Source organism: Bacteroides salyersiae (assembly GCF_031172035.1).
GTDB classification, from domain to species: domain Bacteria; phylum Bacteroidota; class Bacteroidia; order Bacteroidales; family Bacteroidaceae; genus Bacteroides; species Bacteroides salyersiae.
The window spans coordinates 569026-593785 of sequence record NZ_CP133452.1; the positions used below are offsets into that span (position 1 = coordinate 569026).

Sequence of the window (24760 nt, forward strand, 5' to 3'; positions counted from 1 at the left end):
CAATAACAAAAAATAAGGGGTAAGCCCCAAAAAGTGGCCACTCCTTATTTCTACTATAAAACGAACGTATATTCTGTTACTTCAAAACAACCTTTTTCGTTACCTTGCCTGAATTGTTCAGTAATTGTACAATATAGACACCTTTTCCTTGGAAAGGAATAATTTCCTTCTGTACATTTTTCTTCAAACATACATTTCCAAGTAAATCGTATACAGTTACTTCGGACAGTTCACCAGACTCAATGGTTATGCTCTTATCTCCGGCAAAAATGATCGCTTCGCCGGCATCCGGAGCCGTATAAAGACCCACTGATGAATTGACAGTCCACTTCACAAATTTAGAGATTTCCACCACATGGGCATCATCATCCCCCACAGTAACCACATGATCCCATGAATCCCGATCGTATTCATCCTCAGCATCCGGATTGTCTTCCGGTTTTGCTTTCAGATAAAGAGCTATATTGTCAAACGAAAGGTTATCTTCATCTACTAAAACAAAACGCAACGGTTGATTGACAAAAGGCATCGTTGTAGTTACTTTATAGATACCATCGGCCCCTTTCTCCATTTCGAGCGCCTCTATTGTTCCGGTAAAGCCAAAGTCATCATTAAACATTCTACTACCCACATATACTATCCCGTTGGCCGGTGTAGACTCCGGTGCATGGAAAAGGATGGATACAGAAGTATTTTCCACATTTTTCCGCCAATCATAGAATTTGACGACATCATAAATTATTTTATAATCCTCAACTATAATGTGCTTGTCATGATCCCATGAATCAATATCGTATGTATTTCTCTCTGTTCTCCAAACAGCCACATTATCCACTTCACCGTTATCGCCCATTAAAACGAAACGGAGTCCTTTTCCTACAACAAAATCGGTCTCTACTTCGGCACGATACAACCCATCGTCCCCCTTTTCCATCTCAATGACATTTGTCAGGTTGTCAAATCCATAATCCCAATTAAACAAAGTGCTACCAACACAGATAACAGCATCGGCAGGAGTACTCTCCGGTGCATGAAACACGATCTCATTGGATTTAACAATCACCTCTTTTTTCCATGCCACAAATTGGTTGAAATAGTAAACTATATTCCCATTTTCTTCAACCTTATAATCTTCATTTCCCCAAGAGTCGGTATCATAGTTTATCCCATCGTCTTTCAGCCATTGAGCTATGTTTTCAGGATCACCATTCAGGATAAAGCGAATTCCGGCATTACAGAAATCAGCAGGAACTTCTACGCGATAGTAGTCGTCATCAGCCGCTTTTGTCAATTCATACCCATGATCCGGCAATCCATAACTCGCATCCCAACCGCCTTGCCAGCTCGAGCTGCCAACCAAGATTTTCGCATTCTCTGGTGTCGATTCAGGTGCTTTAAACGCTACCATTGTAGTCTGTGCTTGCATAAGAGATACAAGCATGACTAATAAAAATGTAATTTTTATTCTCATGATACTATAGATTTAAATAAGTGAATAATTTAAAGTAAAAAGGAAGGGAACAGGTTCTTTATAATTCGTCAGGCATCATAAAAGACATCTGGTAAGAGCCTGTTCAAACCTTGTCCAGCCTTGTTTTAATAGTTGTTTCCAAGATATTCTTTTTCATTTTAAGGAGGACTACAAACTGTCCGATGAATGAAAAACAGACCGAAAACAAATACTAAATAAACTGAGAAACTTTTTCCAAAAAAATCAAACAGGCTCTTCTGACTATTATCGAATTACTATTTTCTGTGATAGTGATTGTGTTGCATTCGATACTTTGACAATATAGCTACCTGAAGCTATATTATTTATTACTTCATTGGTTCCGGCAGCGGTCAGAATGATCTTACCCTCCAGATTGTAGACGGTTACCACGACATTATCCTGAGAATTAATCACGATCGTATTACCTGCTACGAATACGCCCAGATCATTGATTTTAGGACTGTCAATACCTGTACCGACATAAGGATAACCTTCCCAGCGCGCCACTACATCATTGAGCACAGCAGGCCCTGCAGGAACAACCCTGTCAACATTACTGTCGTCATTCTCGTCGGCATTTCTTTCACTGATCGTAATGTCACCTTCCATAATCTCCTCGTAGTTCATTACATAGGTATAGAAAGCAGTCGGTTGTTCATAATAAGAAGCAGTAAGTGTCCAGGTTCCATCCGCCTTTTTGGTCATACGGTTGCTATCATCAAGTCCATATCCAAATTTAGCTCCCCAGATATAGATAACCAAATCATCAGGAGTATTGGAAGGAACAGTTACATTATAGGTCACTTCATACGATTGTGCTTCACTCTTCCAATAAACAGCATCTACTGTATACTCTTTTCCTTCGATCAGGCCTTCGCCCACTACGTTTCCCCCATCATCATACACATCTTTGTAAGAAGGCCAATCATCTGTATAAATATCCCCTGAAAGGTTGCGGAACATAGCTAAATTCGTAGGATCGCCATTCATGTAAAAGCGCATCCCAATATAATTACTCATATATCCGGCAGCGTGCTGACCTAACACGGCAGACTCCAAAGTCAAAGAATAAACTCCGTCGCTCTCTTTCTCCAATTGATAAGTTTCGGGACGAAGATCTCCCGTATAATCATCTCCAAATCCCAGCCATTGTCCGGGTTCATACTCGATGGCCGTCCAAATCATCAGTGTCACAGTAGCATCTGCAGGAGTACTTGCCGGTGCATTGAATACAATCCTTGTTTCCTGTGCTTTTAGCATCGAAGCTATTAAAAGCAACATAAGTGTAATTTTAAATTTCATAACTATGGAATTAAACGGTTATTTAATATTTCTTCTAAAAATAAATTTACCTTTATACTTGGGAAAGAATAAATTCCGTTATCCTTTCCCTTAAAATTAACTCACGTTAACCATTGACAATTAAAATCTTTGAAGCAGACTTCAATTTTACGATATAGGTTCCCGATTGCAAATTAAAATCGCTCTTTGAAAATGACACATGGGATGTACCTGCCTTGATTAATTCCCTACCTGTCATAATCCCGGTCAATGAGTAGAATTCCACCACTTCATCATTCTGTAAAGGGGCAGGAAATGCAATATTGACATAGTCGAGCACGGGATTGGGGTATACTTCAAACAAAGATTGATTCTTTCCTCCAGAGACTTCACCGATTCCTGTCCCAAAAATATTATTACTGACAGAAAGCCCCAAACCGATATAACAACCTCCGACCGCATTATGACAATGCACGGCTACGACATTATCGGTATTTGGACAAATGGTCTTTTTGGCCTCATCGGAAAGGGTATAGAAGTGTTTCTTCTCCAATGGCCAGTTCTCTTCTTCAAAAGCAAGCGCCTCAACCCCATTGATATACACTCTCACCTCGCCATCTACATATAGCTCGGCAAACAGATGGCGGATTTGCTCGTCGGTCAACTCTCCGGGATTAAATACTTTACGCATCCATATATCGGGAGTGTTCCACAAGGTCCGCCTGAGTGAAGTAAACAGCTTTCCTCCACTATCACCAAAACATCCGTAGTCTTCTTTCCACGAAGAATCAGAGAAATCCATTCCCTGCCAACCATCAGAAGGTGTATTCAATGTATATTTCCACTTGGCATTGGGAGATACAAGCGTTGTAAAATCATCGGCCGTACTACAACTCTTGATTGTATATTCAATAATCGGCCTGATTCTTCCGATGTTTATTTTATCATATTTACGATCATAAGTAACTAGCCCATTGGTTTCATTTTCCACATCGGCAATCTCCGTATAGATAGCAGCCGACAGCCCGTCCTGTTTAGCCATGGCATTTGCCCATTCGGCTATATTGGTAAACCGCATGGTAAGCTGCTCCACAGAGGTAGCCGGGCGGTCGTATACTCCGGAAGGGTTAGGGTACCAAGTATGACCGGGTACATTGTATTCAATGCCGCCATATTCCCCTACTACCCGAATGCGTCTGGTAGTGGGATAATCAACAGTAGGCACACCCGGATACCAGGTTCCAATAGTCGGATAAGGATACGAATGATAATCCTGTATGTGCCCTATCTCAAAGTCCGTAAACCCACTTGCAGCCGTCACTAAGCGGTTAGGATCCATGTCAAGCACCTTCTGGGTATTTTCCATCGTACTGAACTGCCCCCAATTCTCATTAAAAACAATCCATTGAATAATCGAAGGGTGATTCTTTAAGCTACGAACCACATTTTCTAACTCTATTTTAAAGTTGGCCTTGTTTCTTTCGGATACCCTGGAATCGTCCGTATGATTCCACTCACCCTCCCAAGGACCTGGAGGAATGGTAACACCGTCGCGTCCCGTAGGAGCACTCGGCATATCCTGCCAGACCAAAAGTCCCAACCGGTCACAATGATAATACCAACGGGCAAATTCCGTCTTTCCATGCTTACGTGAAGTATTGAATCCCATTTCTTTTATTTTCAGAATGTCCCAAACCAAAGCTTCATCGCATGGAGCCGTATAGACACCATCGGGCCAATAGCCCTGATCGAGTACGCCAAAATTAAATAGATATTCATTGTTCAGGAAGATCCTCTTATAACCTCCCCACTCTCCCATGCTGACCTTACGCATGCCAAAGTAGCTTTTCACATGATCGGTAACTCTTCCGTTATCCTCAATGCTCAATTCCAGCGTATAGAGGAATGGGGAATCCGGTGACCATAATTTCTGATCCGGAATGGCAATCCGCACCTCTTCATTCATGGCGACATCTTGCCGGGCAATAATCCGTTCCTCCTCTTTTATCAAAACTGTAGCTTTGGTCTGTTGCGTACCATTATCCACATTAACCGTCAATTTCAGTTGGCTCGCATCGATATCGGGAACCATGCTTATATCCCGGACGTGTATGTCGGCAACCGGTTCCAGCCACACAGTCTGCCAAATTCCGGTACATGCCGTATAAAACACAGAGAAAGGATTATTCCACTGCTTCCCATTCGGTTGCCCGCCTTCGTCACTCGGATCATATACCCGGACCACGACTTCATTTTCTTCGCCAGTATTTTTCAATTTATCTGTAATATCATAAGAGAAAGGGTCATATCCTCCTCTGTGCACTCCCACACTCTGACCATTGATGAAGACTTCACTCTCCCAGTCCACCGCACCGAAATTAATCATGATTCGCTTCCCAGTCCAACTGTCAGGAATGGTAAAGTTGCGCGTATACCACACATGCCTCTGCCGTTGCAACATTACGCCCGACAAAGCCGATTCTACGGGAAAGGGCACCAATATCTCCCGATAAGATGAAAAATCCACCGGCATTGTAAGTTCCCCTTTCGTATCCTGCTTCAGTTTCCATATACCGTTCAGGTTCATCCATTCCGTGCGTTCCAATTGCGGACGCGGATATTCCGGCCACACATTTTCCGGTGATATATCTTCAAACCAAGGTGTAGACACCGGTATCGTCTGTTTTTTCCAAGGCCTGACCTGTGCGGAAAGCGCTCCTCCAACTAATAATAAAGCTATTATAAATTTTAATCTCATCATATCTGCTTTTATCTTGATGTTGTTCTTACTATCTTGATATCATCCACAAAAATCCATGTGTCCGAACTTGTCACAGACTTGTTTCCGGAGCCGTCTGTTTTGTAAGCTCCCTCATGCGACAATAGCTGAATGGCCATTCTTTTTCCATCCAATGCCGGTGCCACCGATCCTCTGAAATACTGTTCGCACGATATAAAATCATCCATAGTACGTTCCACTCCCAAGCTAAATGACATTTCATGTATCACCTGAATGTTATTTTCAGACAAGTCCGGATTAGCTTCATCATATTTCTGGAAAGTAATGATACGTGAACGCACAAACGTTTCCAGATCATCACCTTTCGGCGTCGGGTTACTATAGTTTATTTTGGCCTTGAAACTCACAATATAGGTACATCCAGAATGGAAACGTTCGTTCAGTCTCTGCCAAACCGGATGAGAATATTCGCCAATATTCATCACACAATTGCCTTCCGGTGCCGACGGCAGATTAACAGCACCTGCTTTGACTGTTCCGGGTTTTGTATTCGTCCAGTTATTTAGCATGCCAGCACAACTCCATCCGTCTATCCGGTTGAAATTGACTTGATTACTACCCGGTTTTTCAAATCCGGCATTTTCAACATTAACAACAAAATCACCGATGAGGAAAGTATCATACCGGTTCAACGCATGAATAAGAGTTTCACACTCCCGATCTATAATGCGTTGGGTTAAACCGGGCATCTCCAGAATCGCTTCAGCCAGCCCCACTGATATTTCAAGAGAATCTTTTGCTCCAGGTTTGAATTGTCCGGGCAATGTACCCTCCACCGTATTCTCCAATGTGAAATGACATTCGTCAATCAGCTCTTTCAATGAACTGACAAAAGGGTTCTTTGAATCTTCAAAAACGTCTTTAGCCGCCAACAATCCCAAATAGGCATAGTCGATGTTCTCCTGGCTGGCATACTCACTCATGCCGATCTCTTTCAGCGAATCGGCCTTATGCTGATAGATGGCTTTCGAACCCACCCTATACAATCCTTCTTCCTCACCCTCCACAGCTTTACGTATACGGGTATACGCCGAATCCAGTTCCGCTTCAAAATAATAACGAAAAACACGATCGTATTCTTGCTGTCCACAGGAACTTATTATCCCGGCCAATACGGTCAGAAAGGTAATTGATATTAATATATTCTTTAACAACTTCATAATTATAAAATCAATTTAATAGTTTCTCTTCACAAATGGCTTATAATCGTATTTCATCCAATCGATACCGACATGAAGCCGATAATCCTTATCCCAAAAGGTACGATTGTCCCAGTTCGATCCCTTATTCCATGGATTACCGGCAAACCACAACTCGCACCCCAAAAAATCTCCTCCTTCGGCAATTACTCCTAATCCACCGGCTTTCAAAACATCAATGGTAAAATCAACAAACATACGAGCCTGCACCTCAGGAGAATAAGTCGATCCGTAAGTAATCATATCCATACGGGAATATATATTAAAAACTTTATCCGCATTGACATTCGTATACGGAAAAGAGGCACCTACTACCATGAACTCCTTCTCATAGATGAGCTTCATGTACACAGACAATTCTCCCAAAGTACTATAAGCCGAATGACCGGTATCAAAAACATAGTTTATACCCAACACATCAAAATCAAGTGCATACTCATCGGTATAAAATCGCCCCAATAAACGAACGACATCATCCGCCTTTGAAGCATGAAAAACTGTTTTTATCTTCTTATCATATTTAGCAGCAAAATCTCTGACGGCCCGGTATCCGGCATTCATATAGGTAACCATCCGTTCGGCATCATTATCACCGAGACGACACATGAAAAGTCCATTTGACGCAACGAAATCATAATCACCGCCTATAGCAACAAAAGTGGGAAAAAGGTTCTCTCCGGCAAGTTTCTCCAATATATCTTTTCCATAGTCATAGATGGCTTCTTCCATTTCCGGTCCATCGGGTATCTTCAACCACTCTTCGGATTTAAGCCCCTTTTCGTAAAGAATAGATAAGAAAACTTCAAGGCCCGCATCTTTAGCCTTTTTAAAATCCTCTTTCACCCTTTCGAACACATGATAATCAATAGCATAAGAGACATTACCGGCCTTGTCGCTGGTATATGGGCCAAAAGCAACAGAAAGACGCACAATATTCCCACCATGTTTTTTCACCGATTCAAAAGGTGATTCACGCTCTCCGTTCTCATTTTTAAAATACTGCCCGTCCGTGGCGTTACGTTCCAGATAAGAAGCATAGCTCAAGCTTGTACCTAAATAGTATTTATCATCCTGAATGACAGCTCCCGGACGCAAAACCTCTTCCACATCGGGCTCATAACAGGACGATATAAGAAGTAATATAAACCCGGCTATCAGAAAAAATATATATTTATCAAATGGTTTCATAGATATAACTGTTTAAACATTTCTTTATCATTCAATTATTTATAGCCACTGTTTTGAGTGAGTCCGGGATTGGCAGTCATTGCTACCGCCGGGAAAGGTAAATACAGATACCGGGCCACATTCGTTCCTGCATCTCCCGAAGTCCTGGCAATGTGGTCGACCAACTTATTAAATCTCTTCATCGTGCGTCTGCCCTGACATTCAAAATAAAACTCCCACCGTCGCTCGTTATAAATATGATCGCTGATCTTCTTTTTATCATTGCCAAAATCCGCAGTGGCATCCAGTTCTCTCAATCCGGCTCTGTTTCGAACCAAATTCACCATATCGACGGCTTCACCGGCATCACCCAATTCATTTAATGCTTCCGCTCTCATCAGCAAAACATCCGCCCATCTGATGATTATGAAATCGTTTCCGGAAACACTACCATCCGTCGAGGGGTCCGCCGGGTATTTATTCATAATGGGTTTGTTCCATTCCGATTCTGCCAACCAGTCAATCAGACGTCCGGTTTTCAAATCGGTAAACACAGTAACCAGTAATTCCCTCCGCTTGTCGTTTTTGTCGAAAGTGTTGTAGAAATCACGCTTCACACTCATGTCTCCCCAGTTGTAATTATTGGGAAAATAACCGGAATCCGGCTGACCTTCCTCATCTTTTTTAGGTCTTGAAAGTTGTGCATGCAAAACCATTCCCGACACAGCTTTACCATTTATACAACCTGCAGCCGGTAAAGCCCACATAATCTCCGAGTTGCTATACCCTTCGTTTTGCAATGAAAATATATCGGCATAATTTCCTTCAAGGCCATACTCCCTCGTTCTCTGATTGTCTTCATACAGTTTCGTAGTCAAATCAGCACACTCCTGCCACTTTTTTTGTTCCAGATAGATACGTGCAAGGAAAGCCTCTGCACCTCCTTTTGTCACCCGACCATAATCTTTTGTCATATTCATCCGTTCGCTTTTTGTGGGCAGAAACGGGATAACCTCTTTCAGCTCATTTTCCATAAACCGATACACAGAATCCTGAGTCTGTTTGGGTATAATGGGCCTGTGATCGGTTGAACTGGTAACAATAGGTACACCACCGAACCACGTACAAAGATTGAAATAGCAAAAAACCCTGACTGCGCGGGATTCCACAATAATCTGCTCCTTCACCTCTTTAGAGATACTATAACCGGGTTCTCCTGCCTGTGTCTTCTGAAATCCTTCTTCTGATTTGTCAATCACCTTGTTACAATAGCTAATCGATGACCACAGATAGTCATACACATTATTAATAGCTCCCGGAAATATAGACGACCAGCCGGTATAATCTCCCCATTCGCCTGCACCCACGGCATAATCCGACGCACACTCCTCTATTTTGAAAACTTCCAGCGAAAAAGGAGCGTCCCAAGGAATCACCAACCGCCCGTAGGCGGAAGCAAGTCCGGTTAATAATTCCGATTCCGTTTTCCAATACTCCTCTTCCGGAAATTTTCCATAAATCGTTTCTTCAAGTTGATCCGTACAGCCCGTACAAAACAGTACGTTAAGAACCAATATTGTATATATTATATTTTTCATATGACAATAGTTAGTTAAAGTGAAAGATTAATACCAAAAGTAATCGTACGAGTAAAAGGATTCATATTCCCACGTCCGTCAATGTATTGCACATCCGGGTTTATACCCTTATATTTCGTGATTGTGAAAAGATTGGTTACAGAAGAAAAGACCTTCAGTTCCTCTATAAAAAAGCCTTTCTTCAGAGGTATCAGATAGGACAAAGTCAAATCTCTCATTCTGACAAACGAAGCATCCTGAATACACCATGTACTTAAATACAGCTTAGGATCGGTAACACGCGTCAGGCTCGGTACATCCGTATTTTGATGTTCAGGCGTCCATCTGTCCAACGCCTCACGTGACAAGTTGCCATACCACTCGAATTCCGGTCCCGTCATAGTGATCCGGTTTAAATTGGCAACCTTTTTATCGAGAACCGCTTCAATCATAAAGCTCAATTCGATTCCCTTATAGCGTAACGAACTTGAAAAACCACCCAGATATTTAGGACTGCCATTTCCCAGATACACCTTGTCCGCCTCATCCAGTTTCCCGTCTCTTCCAGCTACCACGTTTCCGTCTTTATCATATCCGTTAATGTCCTTGAATTTAGGATCACCCGGTTTCGCTCCATACACACTGGCCACATACACCTCTTCCGTGCTCCATATTCCATCAAAAATATATCCATACATGGCATTGTACGGTGTACCGGCTTTACGAATACCTGCATACCCTTTTTCCGTACCATAATACAGACTATTCCATAAAATTTCATCCCCATCTATATCCTTCACCTCATTCTTGTTTATGGAGAACCATACACTGGGCTTCCACTGCAACTGCCTGTTAAAGAAATCGAGGTAAAAGTCCAACTTCATCTCAAGTCCCTTATTAAGCATTTTGCCTTTATTGATCGTATATTTTTTAAATCCGGTTTCATGCGGCATCTGTCTTTCCATCAGCAAATCACTTGAATTCTTTATATAGTAATTCAGATCAAAATAAAAGAAAGAGTTACCAGCTTCTACCCCAAAATTAGCCGTTGCCGATTTTTCCCAATGCAAATCCGGATTGGGTATATAGTCTCCATTCCACTCTACTCCATTCACAACACCGTCACCCATAGTTGCACGCCTATAATTCAACAGGCTCTGCGTTCTTCCGTTAGGGACATCCGAATTTCCGGCGAGTCCATACCCAACCTTCAATTTCAAAGTATTCACATAAGGATTAGAGCTATTGAAAAAACTCTCTCTATCCACTTTCCAAGCAAAAGCGAAAGACGGAAAATATCCCCATTTATTATTTTCACCAAATTGAGTGGCGGCATCTGCACGGAAATTTACAGTAGCCAGATACCGACCCTTATAATCATAATTCAACCGCCCGAAAAAAGCCTGAGTAGCCCTTTCTGTCCAACCGCTGTTAAATCCATAATCCACACCTATACCGGCTTGTAGCTGATAATAGCTAATATCACTACTGGGAAATTCCGAATTGTTGGCATTCAGCATTCTCCACCTGTATTTCTGGAAAGAAGTTCCGGCCAAGACCGAAATCGAATGTCCCTTGAATGTGACGGCATAATTCAAAATCCAGTCGTTCAACAGATTCGACCAGTTTTCCTGCTGAATGCCAGCTTTGTTTTTACCCACTACGGTGTCATAAGGTTGCTGATCCCAAAAATTCTCATTAAACCTGCGTTCATAGCCAAATCTTCCTTCCAGATACAGCCCTTTCAACAAATTATATTTAGCCGATGCAAACATTCTGAAAGTATTCTCCTCCGAATTATTTTTATTCAATTGCCGGTAACTGAACGGGTTTGTCTCGTCCATCCATCCCATACTTTCAATCGGATATTTGGAGGGCTTCCCTTCGCTGTCATAGATAGGCACGACCGGAGGGAAACGCAAAGCATTATAATAATCCGGTTTCACATTATTCCGCAGTTCCTGCGTATAATTCATGTCGACGTTGAGATACAACTTATTCTTTTCATACACTAATTTCGTAGCAAAATTATAACGCCGGTAATCAGCAGGCCCTACCAAAGCATTCCCATCAAAAAAATTTCCGGAAGCCCTGTATTTAAAATCAGAACTGCCCCCCGATACTGACAGATTATGTTCCTGATTCAAATTCTTATTCAAGACTTCATCTTTCCAACTTGTGTCTGCCAGTAATCCTTGGTAGTAATATTCAATTGGATATGCATAATATTCGCCATTAAAACCGGTACGATATGTATGCGCAAAAGTAGGATCTTTAGCCAGATCATGATAAAAACGGGTGTACTCTTCAGAGTTCATCATATTCGCATCTTTAGCAATGGTCTGTGTATAAATTTTTCCAGAATACTCTATTTTCAATTTGCCCTCACGTCCGGTCTTTGTGGTTACAATGATAACTCCGTTAGCTCCTCTCGAACCATATATAGCCGCTGCCGAAGCATCTTTCAAAACATCCATCTGCACTATATCATTAGGATTTATACGGTTCAGCGCCCCTAAATCATCCATCGGGAAGCCATCAATGATGACCAACGGATCTCCATTTCCCGCAAACGATCCCTGCCCACGCAAGGTCATTGTCGGTATGGCTCCCGGATCCATATTCGCACTGTTCACATACAAGCCCGTAGCACGCCCTTGCAACATCTGTGCAGCATTACTCGCACTGCTCATGGTCAGATTCTCCGTTTTGATGGATTGCACACTACCTGTCAAATCGGACTTCTTGACTCCGGCGTATCCAATTGCAACAACCTCGTCCAACTGCATGGCATCGGGTTCCAAAGTTATTTTAAGGGTCTTTCCTCCCGTCACTTTCACTCTTTTAGTTGCATACCCCATAAAAGAAATTTCCAGAGTGGCATTCATGGGCACCCGAACCGTGAACTTACCGTCCATATCGGTCACCGTTCCCTTGTCTGTACCTTTTACACGTACCGACGCACTCGGTAACGTTTCTCCCAAGTCATCATATACCACTCCAGATACACTTAGATTCTGTGCTGATAATGAGAACATAAAGCTCAACATTACAAATAGCAAGACAAATTTTAATTTGCTTTTCATCGTATCATCATTTTTATATTAACCGTATTCTTTCTTAGTTATAGTTCATACTTGTTAAGGATTATTTTCCGTTATCGCCTGTTCCTTTTTTAGTACTAATTAACCTCTATTCCCGAAGGAGCTTAACTGTGACCGGTGCCTGATTCGCGGATCTTACCTCAAGTAAAAACATCCGCTGTCCACCCGGCAATTCAATCCGAATCCCCCCTGCCGCATTGCGACCACTCTCGTAGAGTAGGATGCCATCCGTGGTGTACAGTCGGACAGTAGAACCATCCTCCAGTTTATCAACAATCAGATAATTACCGTTTATCAGGTAAGTAAACGCATTACGCGTTGTTTCATTCACCGAAACACCTCCCGAATACTTTAGAGCCACGTCATCCACCATTACTTTCATTCCCGAATTACTGAAGAATGAAATCTTGACCAAGTCGGACACCGCCATAACAGGGAAAGGCAACGTAGATACTTTATACCAACGATACGCACCATTAGTATATTCAACCGGATATGCAGACAGGTCACCCAGATTCACAGACAGTTCCCGATCGTTATCGGGATTGCCGGTCTCTATTTTTACTCGAAATACATCCTGACCGGATGCTCCGGACTCGGTCGCCAACAGACATTCCAGCTGATAAGCACCCGGAGCTATCCCTGTGACATATTGGCTCGCTTTCACCTCATTATGCTCTCCATCATAAGGATAAAGAGTCATATAATATCCCTTCTCGGCAGAGCTAGCACTATTCTCACGCGCTACATTCTCTTCAAAATGCCACCCGAGATACGGATTGGAAAAATCAGCATTATAGATACCGGTATTCACCTTAACAAGCTCAATATTCGAAAGGCGGACATCCATCCCCTCGGCAGGTAAAATACTAAACACCAATTCCAAATTAGCCTCCGACGGCAACGTCACGTTATATGAAAAAGACTGCTGTTTCAAGCTCATCGACTCAAAAAAGGAGTGATCTACTAAACCGGATGTGACCGAACTAAGCTTAACATCGGCTTCATCTGCCATCCCCGCACAATCAAATTTCAATAGATAGTCTCCCGCCGGAACTTTCGTCAGTTTCTGTACGATGGCCGTCAGTTTATGATCCGAAAACAAAAGATTACTCGAATCGAATTGTATCGGATTACTCAACTCACCACAGAAAGTATTGGTCGGAGTACCACTCCACGCATTTCCATCCCGGACTTCCCATCCTTTCAGATCATAAAAGAAATAGGGATTCACCGGAATGGTTTTAAAACATGAATTATAAACATTATAGTTATTGCTATATTCCAATTCACCGGCAGTAAGTTCTATCCAGTCAATATCGATGTTGCAACTGGAAGAAGCCTTCATCTCGATGGTGTATTCACCCGATTCAGGAATCCTTACCGTAACACTCCGTACGATCTCCCCCGTGTTTACAGCCGATTTCGGAACAAACAAGCCATCGGACATTCCATCCGACATGTCACTGTCCAAATATTCAGATCCACGTTTTACACGTACCCAAAAGCCCATATCCTCTCCACCTACTGTTCCAAGAGAACCGCTTCTTCTGAATGCCGGAACATTCATCCGAAGGGTATAATTTCCGGCAGGCAAAAATAAAGACGTCTCCAAAGTGCCTGCAATCGCAAATTTCAGAATCTTTTTTCCCTCTGAAACCATCGTATATATGGAGCTACTTTCCGAGTTTTTTTTCCAATACTGAATGGTAGTTTGATTACCGGATGAAAAGGTACCGTCGTTAAAATCGCCGTTCAGACGATAGAGAAAGCTCGCTGTATTTTCCTGTGCAGCTACTGTGGCAGCATACGCCAAAAGAAGCATACACGCCATATTTTTTGCTATATCTGTTATTTTCATATGAATCTTATTCTAATGTGATATGATATACGGAAGCCGAGTATTTCTTGAGAGACAGGCTCTCTCCTTCAACCGTCTCTGCCTGATGCGTCATTACCGGCATGTCCTTTTTATAATCCCATCCGGGATACCAGTCGCCCTTAGTGGGAGTATCACCGTACATTTCGGACACACGCTTTATCTCTTTGATCTTACGGTTGGTTATTTTCAAATCCATATTTTCGTCGGTGTCTTTCGTGTTGATAACATACAAATAAACCTCCTTGTTATCTTCGCTCCGGCTGGCATAAGCCATCACGCCGTCATAAGTACCACTGATCCTTGTCTGGACGATCTGCGGAAACAAGTGGTTGGCCACCATAGAGACGGAGAAACCTTTGGGAGACATTTCATTGTTGGGGAACAGACCGTCATAAGCGCCAAACATAGGTAACTCGCCCGTACCGGAAAAACCTCCTCCCCAATGCGTATTCCAAAAAAACAGCTTACCAAAACGCGGATTCTGGAGTATCTGCCCGATTATATCGATATTGGCCAACGCGTGTCCCAAATCAAAGCCTCCTTCCCAACTGCCATACATGGCATTGAACTCCGATGCCCAAACATCCAGCCCTTTCTCTTTAGCTTTGGCATTGGCATTGATCTTGGCCAGAATTTCATCCATAGGGCCTGTCATCACCCCATTTTTATACTTTTTTTGTGCCCACGTTTCATAATTCGAACCTTCCGGATAGCTCATCAAAGGATAGTTGCTCGTACAGATGTGGTCGATGGCCTCTACCACACCGGGAATTTTCAAGTAACTCTCAACACTCCAGGCAGCACCATTTGATATGATCTCGATAGACGGGCATACCTCTTTCATTGCCGCCGAAAAATCGATTAACAACCGGGCATAGTCTTCGGGAGTACAGGCAACAGTCCCTTTCTTTCCCGGAAAATCACCCGGTACATCTTCCACATAGCCATCATAATAAGCAACTTCGGTCTCATTGGCAATAATCCAGTACTTCACATTGTAATTCTTCTTCACATTGGCATAATAGACCCATGCCGCAGCATGTTCTATCAGAAATTCCCTGTTCTTCTCAACCTCCAACGCTTCTCCTTTATAGTCGTAAAGCGGTTCGCCGGTCTTCATGTTTTTCACCAGTTTATATAAATCTGCCGGAACCACTATCACCGGTTCGCAACCGGCTTCACGACAGACAGTCATAAACTCGTCAAAATCCAAGGGATCGTACTTAAAATCAGTTTCCGTTGCATTCAAGAATCCCTCCCGCAAATACTCCGCTCCTTTTCCCTGACGGGCGGGCGTAGGCTTCGCCACGTGGTACGGTGGAACAGAAAACAAGATATGATCCGCTTTATCACCACCCGGATAGCGCAGATACCTCACTCCCATTTCTCGTAATGCCGCACTCAGCTTCTTCGGTGCTTTGGTAGTTTTATCATCATCTACGTAGGTGTTGATATTGATTCCCAACGGATTGCCATCCAATCGATTTACAACAAGCGAACCAACTACAATCTCCCCCGAAAAGAGACTGGCAACGTACAGAAAAATGTAAATGAAAAATAAAAATGTCCTTTTCATACTATGTTTATTTTATAAATTGATATGGAATAAGCCGGTACTTTCGAAGGTTGCGATTCCTTAACCGGCATGGTAAATATTTCTGGTTCAAGATCGTCACTGGATTTTCCCACCATACAGGCCAAACGCGTGACAGCACTAATTTGCCACCCTTCCAAATTGAGTTCGAAACGTGCTTCGTCACTACCCTGATTGATGAGATAAACATATGCCGCTTTTTCATCTCTGCTATATGTCGAGTAGGCAATCAAGGTATTCAGGTCTGTGGAACATTCCACCATTTCCGGATAAAGATGATTTGCCCAGAAAGACACTGAATAAGCAATCGGATGAAAGTTATTATTATTATCGAATGCATTGAACCCGGGCCACGGATTCGGTTCGAGCATCCAACGGGTATTCCAAAAGCATCCCGCCGCCATTTTTGGTTGTTCCAGCAGCTTACCCAGAATGTCAAAGTTGCACATGGCATGTCCCATATCCGCATTGGCACCCCAACCATCCCACCAATCAAACGGTCCGTATTCGGCTACAATTATTTTAAGATTCTCCTGCTCCGGAGTAGAAGAGTATTTTTTTATCTGTTCCAGTACCCCCCTGAACGGAAATATCAGATCACGGGTTTTAGCCACCCAATCTTCGTACCCGTTCTTATAGGTACGTATCGGATAATTGCTGATGCACAGCATATCAAATTTGCCGCCTGCTTTTTCAAAAACCGATTTTGTAACGGCTTCCACATCGGAAGCGACATTGGGAATGATTTTTATCGTGGGATCCACCGCTTTCATAGCATCCGAAAAATCGCGGACATCTTCTCCGTAATCATCTGCACTATACCCTCCATACATCACGGAAGGATGCCAGCTCTCGTTACCTACCATCCAATATTTGACGTTATAATGGTGTTTTTTATTGGCATACCGTACCCATTCGGCCGCGTGCTCTATCAGCTGCTCGCGGGTGCTGAGATAAGTCGCTTCGGAATAACTGTTTTTACGGCTATCACAAGGAACGACAATAATCGGTTCACAAGATGTCTCCTGACACAAACTCATAAAATCATCGAAATTTAACGGTTCGAACTTAAAGGCCGATTCATTATCCGTAAGAAAGGCTTCACGCCCCATAGAAGTGCCTTTTCCCTTACGAGACAGACTGGGGATTGCTTTCTCGTAAGGCGGAACAGAAAATAAATTATTATCGGACTTATCACCTCCGGGATATCTCAAATACCTGACTCCCATTCTTTTAATGGCGTCGGCAAGAGAGATTGAAGGATTACTCACTTTATCGTTATCAATAAAATAGTTCAGATTTAGTCCAATTGGATTTTGTTCGAAACGATTGATTACCCGGGACGTATTGATTGTTATTATGTTTATAGTATTACTCTCTCTCCCTTTTCTGAATTCTCCAGCGCTCACCGCAATACAAAGATAAACAAAAAGGATAAAACCGTATATTTTTTTCCCCATAATTCTATTTTTATATTTATACCCTATGTTATAACTATTATGCCCGCCCACAACACACGGGCGCATTGTGGTCTGCCATCATCGAACCAGAGCATTTCCAGTGAAAAATCAAAGCCGGTCAGATCACATTTTTATAGCGTCTCATAAATAGATGTGCTTTTGTCAGCTGCGACTCAACCGTGTTTTCCGATAGAGTGAGCCTTTGCGCAATGGCTTTATTGCTATAACCATACTTCTTGCTCATCACAAATATCCGTTGACGTGCCGGGGGAATCAGCTTTATGATCTTATTCACATGTTCCAGAGTAAGACGGCTGACCACGGCCTCTTCCGTCTCGTAGGTAGAAAGAGATTCATTAGTAAACTTACTGCAATAGGCCCGTTCTGTTTTTCTGTGATTGTAATAAGTCATTAGCGTGTTCCGGGCAATAGTAGTAATGTACGAACCAAAAGATTTGTCCATATCAATTCTTTCTCTCGTTTCCCAAATTTTAACAAAGGTTATCTGTACAACCTCTTCGGTCAGATAATAATCGTAGTTCGAGACGGCAAGTATAAAGTTGTGCAGTTTCTCCTTGTACCTGGCATACAATAATTCAAAATCGGAAGCATCTCCCCTTTTCACTCCAAGTAATATCTCTTCATTCGTCTTCATATGTATTTTCTTTTAATGGTTATCTGTTTAAAGGCAAATAGTAAGGAACAAAAACAAATCTCTTAAAAAGCGATAGACAAAGTTAGTTCGATCTTTTCATCTTGAGGATGAGTATTCTTGCAAAATGGATGGAAGGGTTTTGAAGGCCGTTTTTTATGGATGAAATTATTTTCAAATAGCGGTTTAAAAGATTCAAAGAGGGCTTACAGGGTTATTTGAGAGGGGTAAGTAGAAAAAACATCACCTGCCGGAGCAATGTATTCCAAGCAAGTGGAAAGGGACAAAAAACGAATAGAGCCTGTTTAAAATTCGCTCAACTATGTTCTTTTAAGGAAATTTTAAACAGGCTCTCCATAGGGACGGGAATGTCCCGGCAGTTATTCTTAACTTTTCTTTTCGGAACCGGAGTGGTACTTCTCCATGTATTCGGATGGTAGCATCCCATATACTTTCTTGAAGCTATTGCTAAAATATTTCGGATCGTTGTACCCTACAGCATAAGCGATTTCCGAAGTACTGCATTTCTTTCTCTTCATTATTTCGACAGCCGCTTCGAGCCTTATCTTACGGATAAACTCCAATGGCGGCATCCCCGTCAGTGCCTTGAATTTGCGGTAAAGCATGGAACTGGTCACGCACATTTCTTCCTGAAAGGCAGTCAAGTTAAAGTCCGGGTTGGATATGTTATTTTCTATCAGCCTGATGGCTTTCTTCAAGAACTGTTCGTCGAGACTGGTAAATTCCGAAACGACCTCTTGAAAGTCTATATTACCCCGAAACCTCTCCACCATGCGGTTGCGATTGTTTATCAAACTGCGAATCTGGGCTTCCAGCACTTCAAATTCAAAAGGCTTGGTTATGTAAATATCGGCACCGGCTTCAAATCCTTCGATCTGCGATTCCTTACCAATCTTAGCTGTCAGCAGAATAACGGGAATATGACAGGTCTTAATATCTCCCTTCAACGTTTTGCATACCTCGTATCCGCTGATACCGGGCATCATTATGTCCGACACCACGAGATCGGGATTATTCTCAATGGCCAGTTTCAATCCCTCCTGTCCGTCTACTGCGGAAAATACATTGTAATCTTTTTCAAGCGAGTTACAAATAATGTGCAGCAGTTCTGGATTGTCTTCTATTACGAGCAACGTCGGCTTATCATGATCCCGGACAGTAACGTCCGGTCTCGTCTCAACAGGGACAAGTGCATCCTGAGATTGGGGAGTCACATGCCCGTCGTCAATCTGATCAGCAGTAAAGCTACTCTTCAACAGCGGTAAAGTCACAGTGAATTCAGTGTATTTGTTTACCTGACTTTTCACACTGATCTCGCCACCCTGATGCAAATCCACCAGATCCTTGGTGAGAGAGAGCCCGATACCCGTACCTTTTGTCTTAAACTTCCGATACTCACCCTCGTAAAAACGTTTGAAAAGATTTGGAATAGCTTCCGGAGCAATTCCCTGTCCGGTATTATTCACCCGTATGATGACCGAGTCATACTCGCTCTCCTCCCTCTTTATCACTCCCTGAATAATGACATGAATGCTCCCGCCCTCAAAATTATATTTAAAGGCGTTGGACAAGAGATTATAAATGATCTTATCGAGTTTGTCCGGATCAAACCATCCATAAATTGATTCGGGAAAGGACTCGACCTGCAGGTCGATCTGCTTACTGTCCGAAAGAGGTTTAAAATGATCGTTGCATAAGGAGATGATAAACTGCGCGACATCACCGTAAGACACCTTAAGTTTAAGGTTTCCGGTCTCCGCCTTACGGAATTCGAGTATCTGCTGTAGAAGGCGCATCAAACGGTTGATGTTCCGTTTCATTGTCTCGAAGGTGTCATCCTTGTCAGGATAGGTCTTCCTCAACTGGTCCACCGCACAGGACAACACGGTTAGTGGTGTGAGCAACTCATGGGAAATATTGGTGAAAAATTTTAGTTTACTTTGGTTCAGCTCGTCTATCTTGGCATGTTCCATCTCCTGAATTTTAAGTGCATTGGCCACTTTCATCCGGTTCGACAATACGTGATAGGCCAGATAAATCAAACCGATGACTATAAACACATAAATCAATTTGGCCCACCAGGTCTGGTAGAAAGCGGGTAATATTTCAATGATCAACTCTTTGGGCTGATCGTTCCAAAAGCCACTCTCATTGGATGCCTTCACACAAAACAGATATTTTCCCGGAGACAGATTGTTGTAATTGGCATAGCGATGGTTAGCATCCACATATTGCCATTCCGTATCAAAGCCCTTCAGCATAAACGAATAACGGTTTTTCTCCGCATTCGAAAACGAGAGTGCGGAGAACTCAATTCTAAAGTTATACTGATCGGGAAACAAACGTATCATGTCGGAATAATTGGGAAGATTGTCCGACATCTTCAGACGATCTTCGGACGGAAGTTCTTCGATCGATTTATTAAAAATCTTAATATCGGTGATCACCACGTTGGGGATATACCTGTCATCTTTAATACGCTCGGGATAGAAAGAGTTGAAACCACCGTATCCCCCGAAGAACATTTCGCCATGTCGGTTCTTGTAGAATGCCCCCCGGTTGAAAACATTATCCTCGAGTCCGTCGCTCGATGTAAATATCTTGATCTGCTGTTCTTTCGGCAAATTTGCATTATAACGTACCAGGCCATGGTTCGTACTTAGCCAGAGGTTATCAAAATTATCTTCAAGGATATTCATTATCACATCACCCGGAATCTCAGACACATTGCCGATGATTTCGAACAAATCTTTATCAGGATTATACCGGCTTAAGCCGCCGCCTTTGGTTCCGGCCCAGATAACACCGTTCCGGTCTTCAAAAACCTGCTGAATATTATTATTGTTTATCTTCCCATTCTCACGGTTATAGAGAGTAAACCGGATACTGGAAAGATCGTTCTTGTGTATAGTAGCCTGATAGACACCGTTGTTTTCGGTACCCAGCCATATCCTGTCTTTCTTATCCTGTATAATCGAAAGGACCGATGTGCGGCTATCTGTCTGAATGCCTTTCTTATTATAGGTATTGTGGTCTTCAATATCATAAATGATCAAACTGTCCTTATCATTGAACACGTTTATACCACGGGCTCCCACCCAGAGGTTATTGTCTTTGTCCATAAATAGTGTCGATATGCAATCGCTGACAAGGCTCGGAGTGTTCTTCAAACAAAGGTTCTGTACGGAAGTATCCTTCTCGCCCTCCGTGCGGATGATGTAAATTCCCGAATAGAAGGAGGTAGCCCATATACGGTCGTCATTTTTAAAACGATGAAAGGAGGAGATGGTCTTGATCTGTCGGTTCAGTTCGTCATTATTCGCATAGCTGGGGAAATGTATGTACTTATCCGATTTTCGGTCATATTTCACAATGCCGTTCAGCTTAGTTCCCAACCAGAAGATATCATCGGGATATTCGAACAGGGAAAAGACAGAATTGGTGTGATACTGTTCGGGCAGGTTGGCCAACGAATAGTTTTGTATCCGGTTCGGAGAGAGTTGCACCTTTTTCACCCCCGAACCATTGAATCCCAACCACATGATGCCCGACCGATCCCGATAAATAGAAGAAAGTTCGTAATCACTGAACTCACGGCCACTCTGCCTGTCATAACGCAAAAAGGCATCTTTCCTATTTATGTCGGTCAACACATTCAACCCATTGGGCGTACCCACCCAGATATATCCGTAGAGATTATCCTGTGAAATGGAATAGACGGTGTTATTGGACAAGCTGCCGGATTTTCCGGGATCATATTCATAGGTTACGTATTGACACTTATCGGGAGTATGAGCATTCACGATCCGTGTCAGTCCACACTCCCACGAACCGATCCAGATGTTTTTATCCCGGTCTTGAAACAAAGAGTACACCGAGTTACGTTCGTTCACACGGGGATAAGAGATAAAAAGGTTTTCGCGTACGGAATACCGGCAAAGGCCGTCGACCCATGTTCCGATCCAGATATCGCCCCGATCGTCTTCCAGAAGTGTCTTGATGTCGTTACCACAAATGGAATTGCCACTGCTGCCCGAATAATAGTGCTGGAAACTGTCGGTCTCCGGGATGTATTTGTTCAGCCCAAAGTTCGTGCCGACATAGATATCATTGTTCCTGGTCACCAATATCGCACACACCGTTTGGTTCGTCAATTTCCCTTTGGCAAAATGGCGGATCCGCCCCGTCTTCTTGTTCAATATATCCAGTCCGAATTGAGTTCCTATCCATAGGTTCTGTTCGGCATCCTCGGCGATACAGTTCACCCAATTATGTGTCAGCAAATCGGGATGACGGTAATCAGACTTAAAAGTACGTATCTGATACCCATCCCAGCGACAGAGACCGTCTCCACTTCCAAACCAGATATATCCTTCTTTATCCTGAAAAGTACAATAGATTTCCGGTGTAGAAAATCCCTGCGGGATAGAGATGCTTTCATATCGCAACCGAACATTCCGGGCGGCAAAGAGACCGGTTTCCATCCAAAGAAACAGGAAAAGAAGGCATAACAAGCGTGTTCTCATCTGATAAATTCTATTTCGTATGCATATTTACAAGAACAAAATTAATAAAATAATCATTCTCTGATATTTTTTTAACTCCCGGATAAAAAAATAGTATCAGGTAACCGGAGAGACTACCGGTATTTTTCTACCACCAAACCGATGGAAACCGGTTATTTACTAGGCGCAGGGGCCAACGGAATCTGGTAACATTTCATATTGGCAGACTTCACCCGCTCTTTATCCAGCTTAATGATTTTACGGTCGTATGTATAAAGCCCGTTTACCTCATTCTCCACATCCGTCCATTGAGTATAGACAGTGGCACTAAGTCCTTTAGCGATATAGCCGTAAATTTTATCCATGAACTCCACATACTCATTGGTAGCGGCAAGCTTCTTGTCCGGTTGATCTTTGTAATAATCATGCATGTACTTGCCATTATCGCTCCAAGAGTGACGGGGCACGAAATAGCCCAAAGCGCCATATTCGCCATTCACCGTGGCACGCTTGCTGCTTATCAGAGGAAGTGTTGGCGGCAAATAAGAATGATTATCTTTGATATGCCCTACCTCATAATCCACATGGGGAGTTTTTGCATCGATCCCACTGTTGCCCATTACCAGCCGCGAAGGATCAAGCGACATTACGTTTTCCGTGAGCCTGTCCACATCGTACAATCCCCAATGCTCATTAAATACGGTCCACATGATAATACTGGGGTGACTCCAATGTTGATACACCATATTACTCAGTTCCGTCTCAAATTGCACCTTATCCGTCTCAGAACGTGTAAGGTCTCCATTGCTGCAAGGCATGTCTTGCCATACCAATATACCGAGCTTATCGCAATGGTAATACCACCGTTGGGGTTCTATCTTCATATGTTTGCGTATCATATTAAATCCCCAATCCTTTATGTTTTCGATATCCCACCGCAAAGCGTCGTCGGACGGTGCAGTAAAGATGCCATCAGGCCAATATCCCTGATCGAGAGGGCCATGCTGGTAAAGCGGTTCACCGTTCAGACAGAGCCGAGGTATCTTATCGAATACTTCCACAGATATTTTACGCATTCCCGCATAACTTTCGATGCGGTCGACCACCTTTTTATCTTCATCCAGAAGCTCTATCTTCACATCATACAGATAAGGATCGGCAGGTGACCAGAGACGGGGAACGGACACATGCACTGGAATATCCCTAAGGGTCTCTCCCACGGCAGTGGCAACCACCACATCTTCCGCTTTGAAATTGACACGTACCGGACACTTACTCACTTCAGAAGAGGTCACTTTTACATCAAACCGGCTCTTATCAAGATCAGGAATAATTTTTATATCGGTTATGTAGGTTTCGGGTACTGCTTCCAGCCACACCGTCTGCCATATGCCGGAGTTCGGAGTGTAAAGGCACCATTGCGGATCGTCGTACCACGGACGCCATTGCTTGCCGATGGCAATCGGCTTGGTATCGGTGGGGTCGTAGACGGAAACAATAATTTCCTGTTCGCCTTTCGGAACGAGGTATTTGGTTATATCGAAACTAAACGCATCGAAACCTCCCTGATGCTTCCCCAAACAGTGCCCGTTGACGTAGACCGCAGCCTCCCAATCGACAGCTCCGAAATGAAGAAGCACCCGTTGTCCGCTCCAGTTTTGAGGTATCGCAACCTTTTTTCTGTACCATCCCCTGAAAGAGGAGAATTGTTGCCGTATCCCCGACAAAGGTGACTCCCATGGGAAAGGCACCAGTATTTCATCCGAAAGGCGTTTGTTGAATGGTACTTTATCCCCTTCGAACCCTTGTTGAAATTCCCAGATACCATTCAGGTTCCTCCACTCATCCCGTACCATCATGGGGCGGGGATATTCGGGAAGAACATTTTGCGGATCTATATTTTCGCTCCATGGTGTGAGCAACGGAGCATTTTTAACACCCCACTTTTTTGCCTGAACAGTACCTGCCAGCAGACAAAACAAAACGAATGCGATATATTGGGTTCTATGATTCATGATACGATCGG

13 protein-coding genes are annotated in these 24760 nt (G+C 43.0%); all 13 read right to left on the reverse strand.

Features of this window, described 5'->3' with window-relative positions; genetic code table 11:
- Positions 1-76 precede the first annotated feature (76 nt).
- The 13 genes from RB604_RS02310 to RB604_RS02370 all read right to left on the reverse strand — a co-directional run bounded on the left by RB604_RS02310 (position 77) and on the right by RB604_RS02370 (position 24749).
- Positions 77-1471 (reverse strand): T9SS type A sorting domain-containing protein, encoded by a 1395-nt coding sequence (locus RB604_RS02310; protein WP_007480041.1) that lies wholly within the window; start codon positions 1469-1471, stop codon positions 77-79.
- 264 nt (positions 1472-1735) lie between these two features.
- Positions 1736-2773 (reverse strand): T9SS type A sorting domain-containing protein, encoded by a 1038-nt coding sequence (locus RB604_RS02315; protein WP_157440079.1) that lies wholly within the window; start codon positions 2771-2773, stop codon positions 1736-1738.
- Positions 2774-2900: 127 nt separating this feature from the next.
- On the reverse strand, positions 2901-5534 hold the full coding sequence (locus tag RB604_RS02320; RefSeq protein WP_055293675.1) for a sugar-binding domain-containing protein: 2634 nt from the start codon (positions 5532-5534) through the stop codon (positions 2901-2903).
- Between the two features lie 8 nt (positions 5535-5542).
- Positions 5543-6733 carry a hypothetical protein gene (locus RB604_RS02325; protein WP_007480035.1) on the reverse strand — a complete coding sequence of 397 codons (1191 nt, stop codon included), beginning with the start codon at positions 6731-6733 and terminating at the stop codon, positions 5543-5545.
- A gap of 15 nt (positions 6734-6748) precedes the next feature.
- A complete protein-coding gene (locus tag RB604_RS02330) occupies positions 6749-7960 on the reverse strand; it encodes a glycosyl hydrolase 53 family protein (RefSeq protein ID WP_007480033.1) in 1212 nt (403 codons plus the stop codon).
- 35 nt (positions 7961-7995) lie between these two features.
- Entirely contained in the window at positions 7996-9537 is a 1542-nt protein-coding gene (locus tag RB604_RS02335) for a RagB/SusD family nutrient uptake outer membrane protein (RefSeq protein WP_007480031.1), read from the reverse strand.
- Between the two features lie 14 nt (positions 9538-9551).
- Positions 9552-12602 carry a SusC/RagA family TonB-linked outer membrane protein gene (locus tag RB604_RS02340; RefSeq protein WP_055293677.1) on the reverse strand — a complete coding sequence of 1017 codons (3051 nt, stop codon included), beginning with the start codon at positions 12600-12602 and terminating at the stop codon, positions 9552-9554.
- A 106-nt stretch (positions 12603-12708) separates the two neighbouring features.
- The gene (locus tag RB604_RS02345) at positions 12709-14481 is read right to left on the reverse strand and encodes a hypothetical protein (protein ID WP_055293679.1); all 1773 of its coding nucleotides are present in this window, start codon (positions 14479-14481) and stop codon (positions 12709-12711) included.
- A gap of 7 nt (positions 14482-14488) precedes the next feature.
- On the reverse strand, positions 14489-16078 hold the full coding sequence (locus tag RB604_RS02350) for a hypothetical protein (protein WP_007480025.1): 1590 nt from the start codon (positions 16076-16078) through the stop codon (positions 14489-14491).
- The gene (locus RB604_RS02355) at positions 16075-17556 is read right to left on the reverse strand and encodes an alpha-L-arabinofuranosidase family protein (RefSeq protein WP_007480024.1); all 1482 of its coding nucleotides are present in this window, start codon (positions 17554-17556) and stop codon (positions 16075-16077) included. Before RB604_RS02355 ends, RB604_RS02350 begins: the two co-directional genes overlap by 4 nt.
- A gap of 118 nt (positions 17557-17674) precedes the next feature.
- A complete protein-coding gene (locus RB604_RS02360; RefSeq protein ID WP_007480022.1) occupies positions 17675-18211 on the reverse strand; it encodes an RNA polymerase sigma factor in 537 nt (178 codons plus the stop codon).
- Between the two features lie 383 nt (positions 18212-18594).
- Positions 18595-22755, reverse strand: coding sequence for a hybrid sensor histidine kinase/response regulator transcription factor (locus RB604_RS02365; protein WP_007480020.1), 4161 nt, complete (start codon positions 22753-22755; stop codon positions 18595-18597).
- A 152-nt stretch (positions 22756-22907) separates the two neighbouring features.
- Positions 22908-24749 carry a glycoside hydrolase family 2 protein gene (locus tag RB604_RS02370; protein WP_007480018.1) on the reverse strand — a complete coding sequence of 614 codons (1842 nt, stop codon included), beginning with the start codon at positions 24747-24749 and terminating at the stop codon, positions 22908-22910.
- Positions 24750-24760 lie beyond the last annotated feature (11 nt).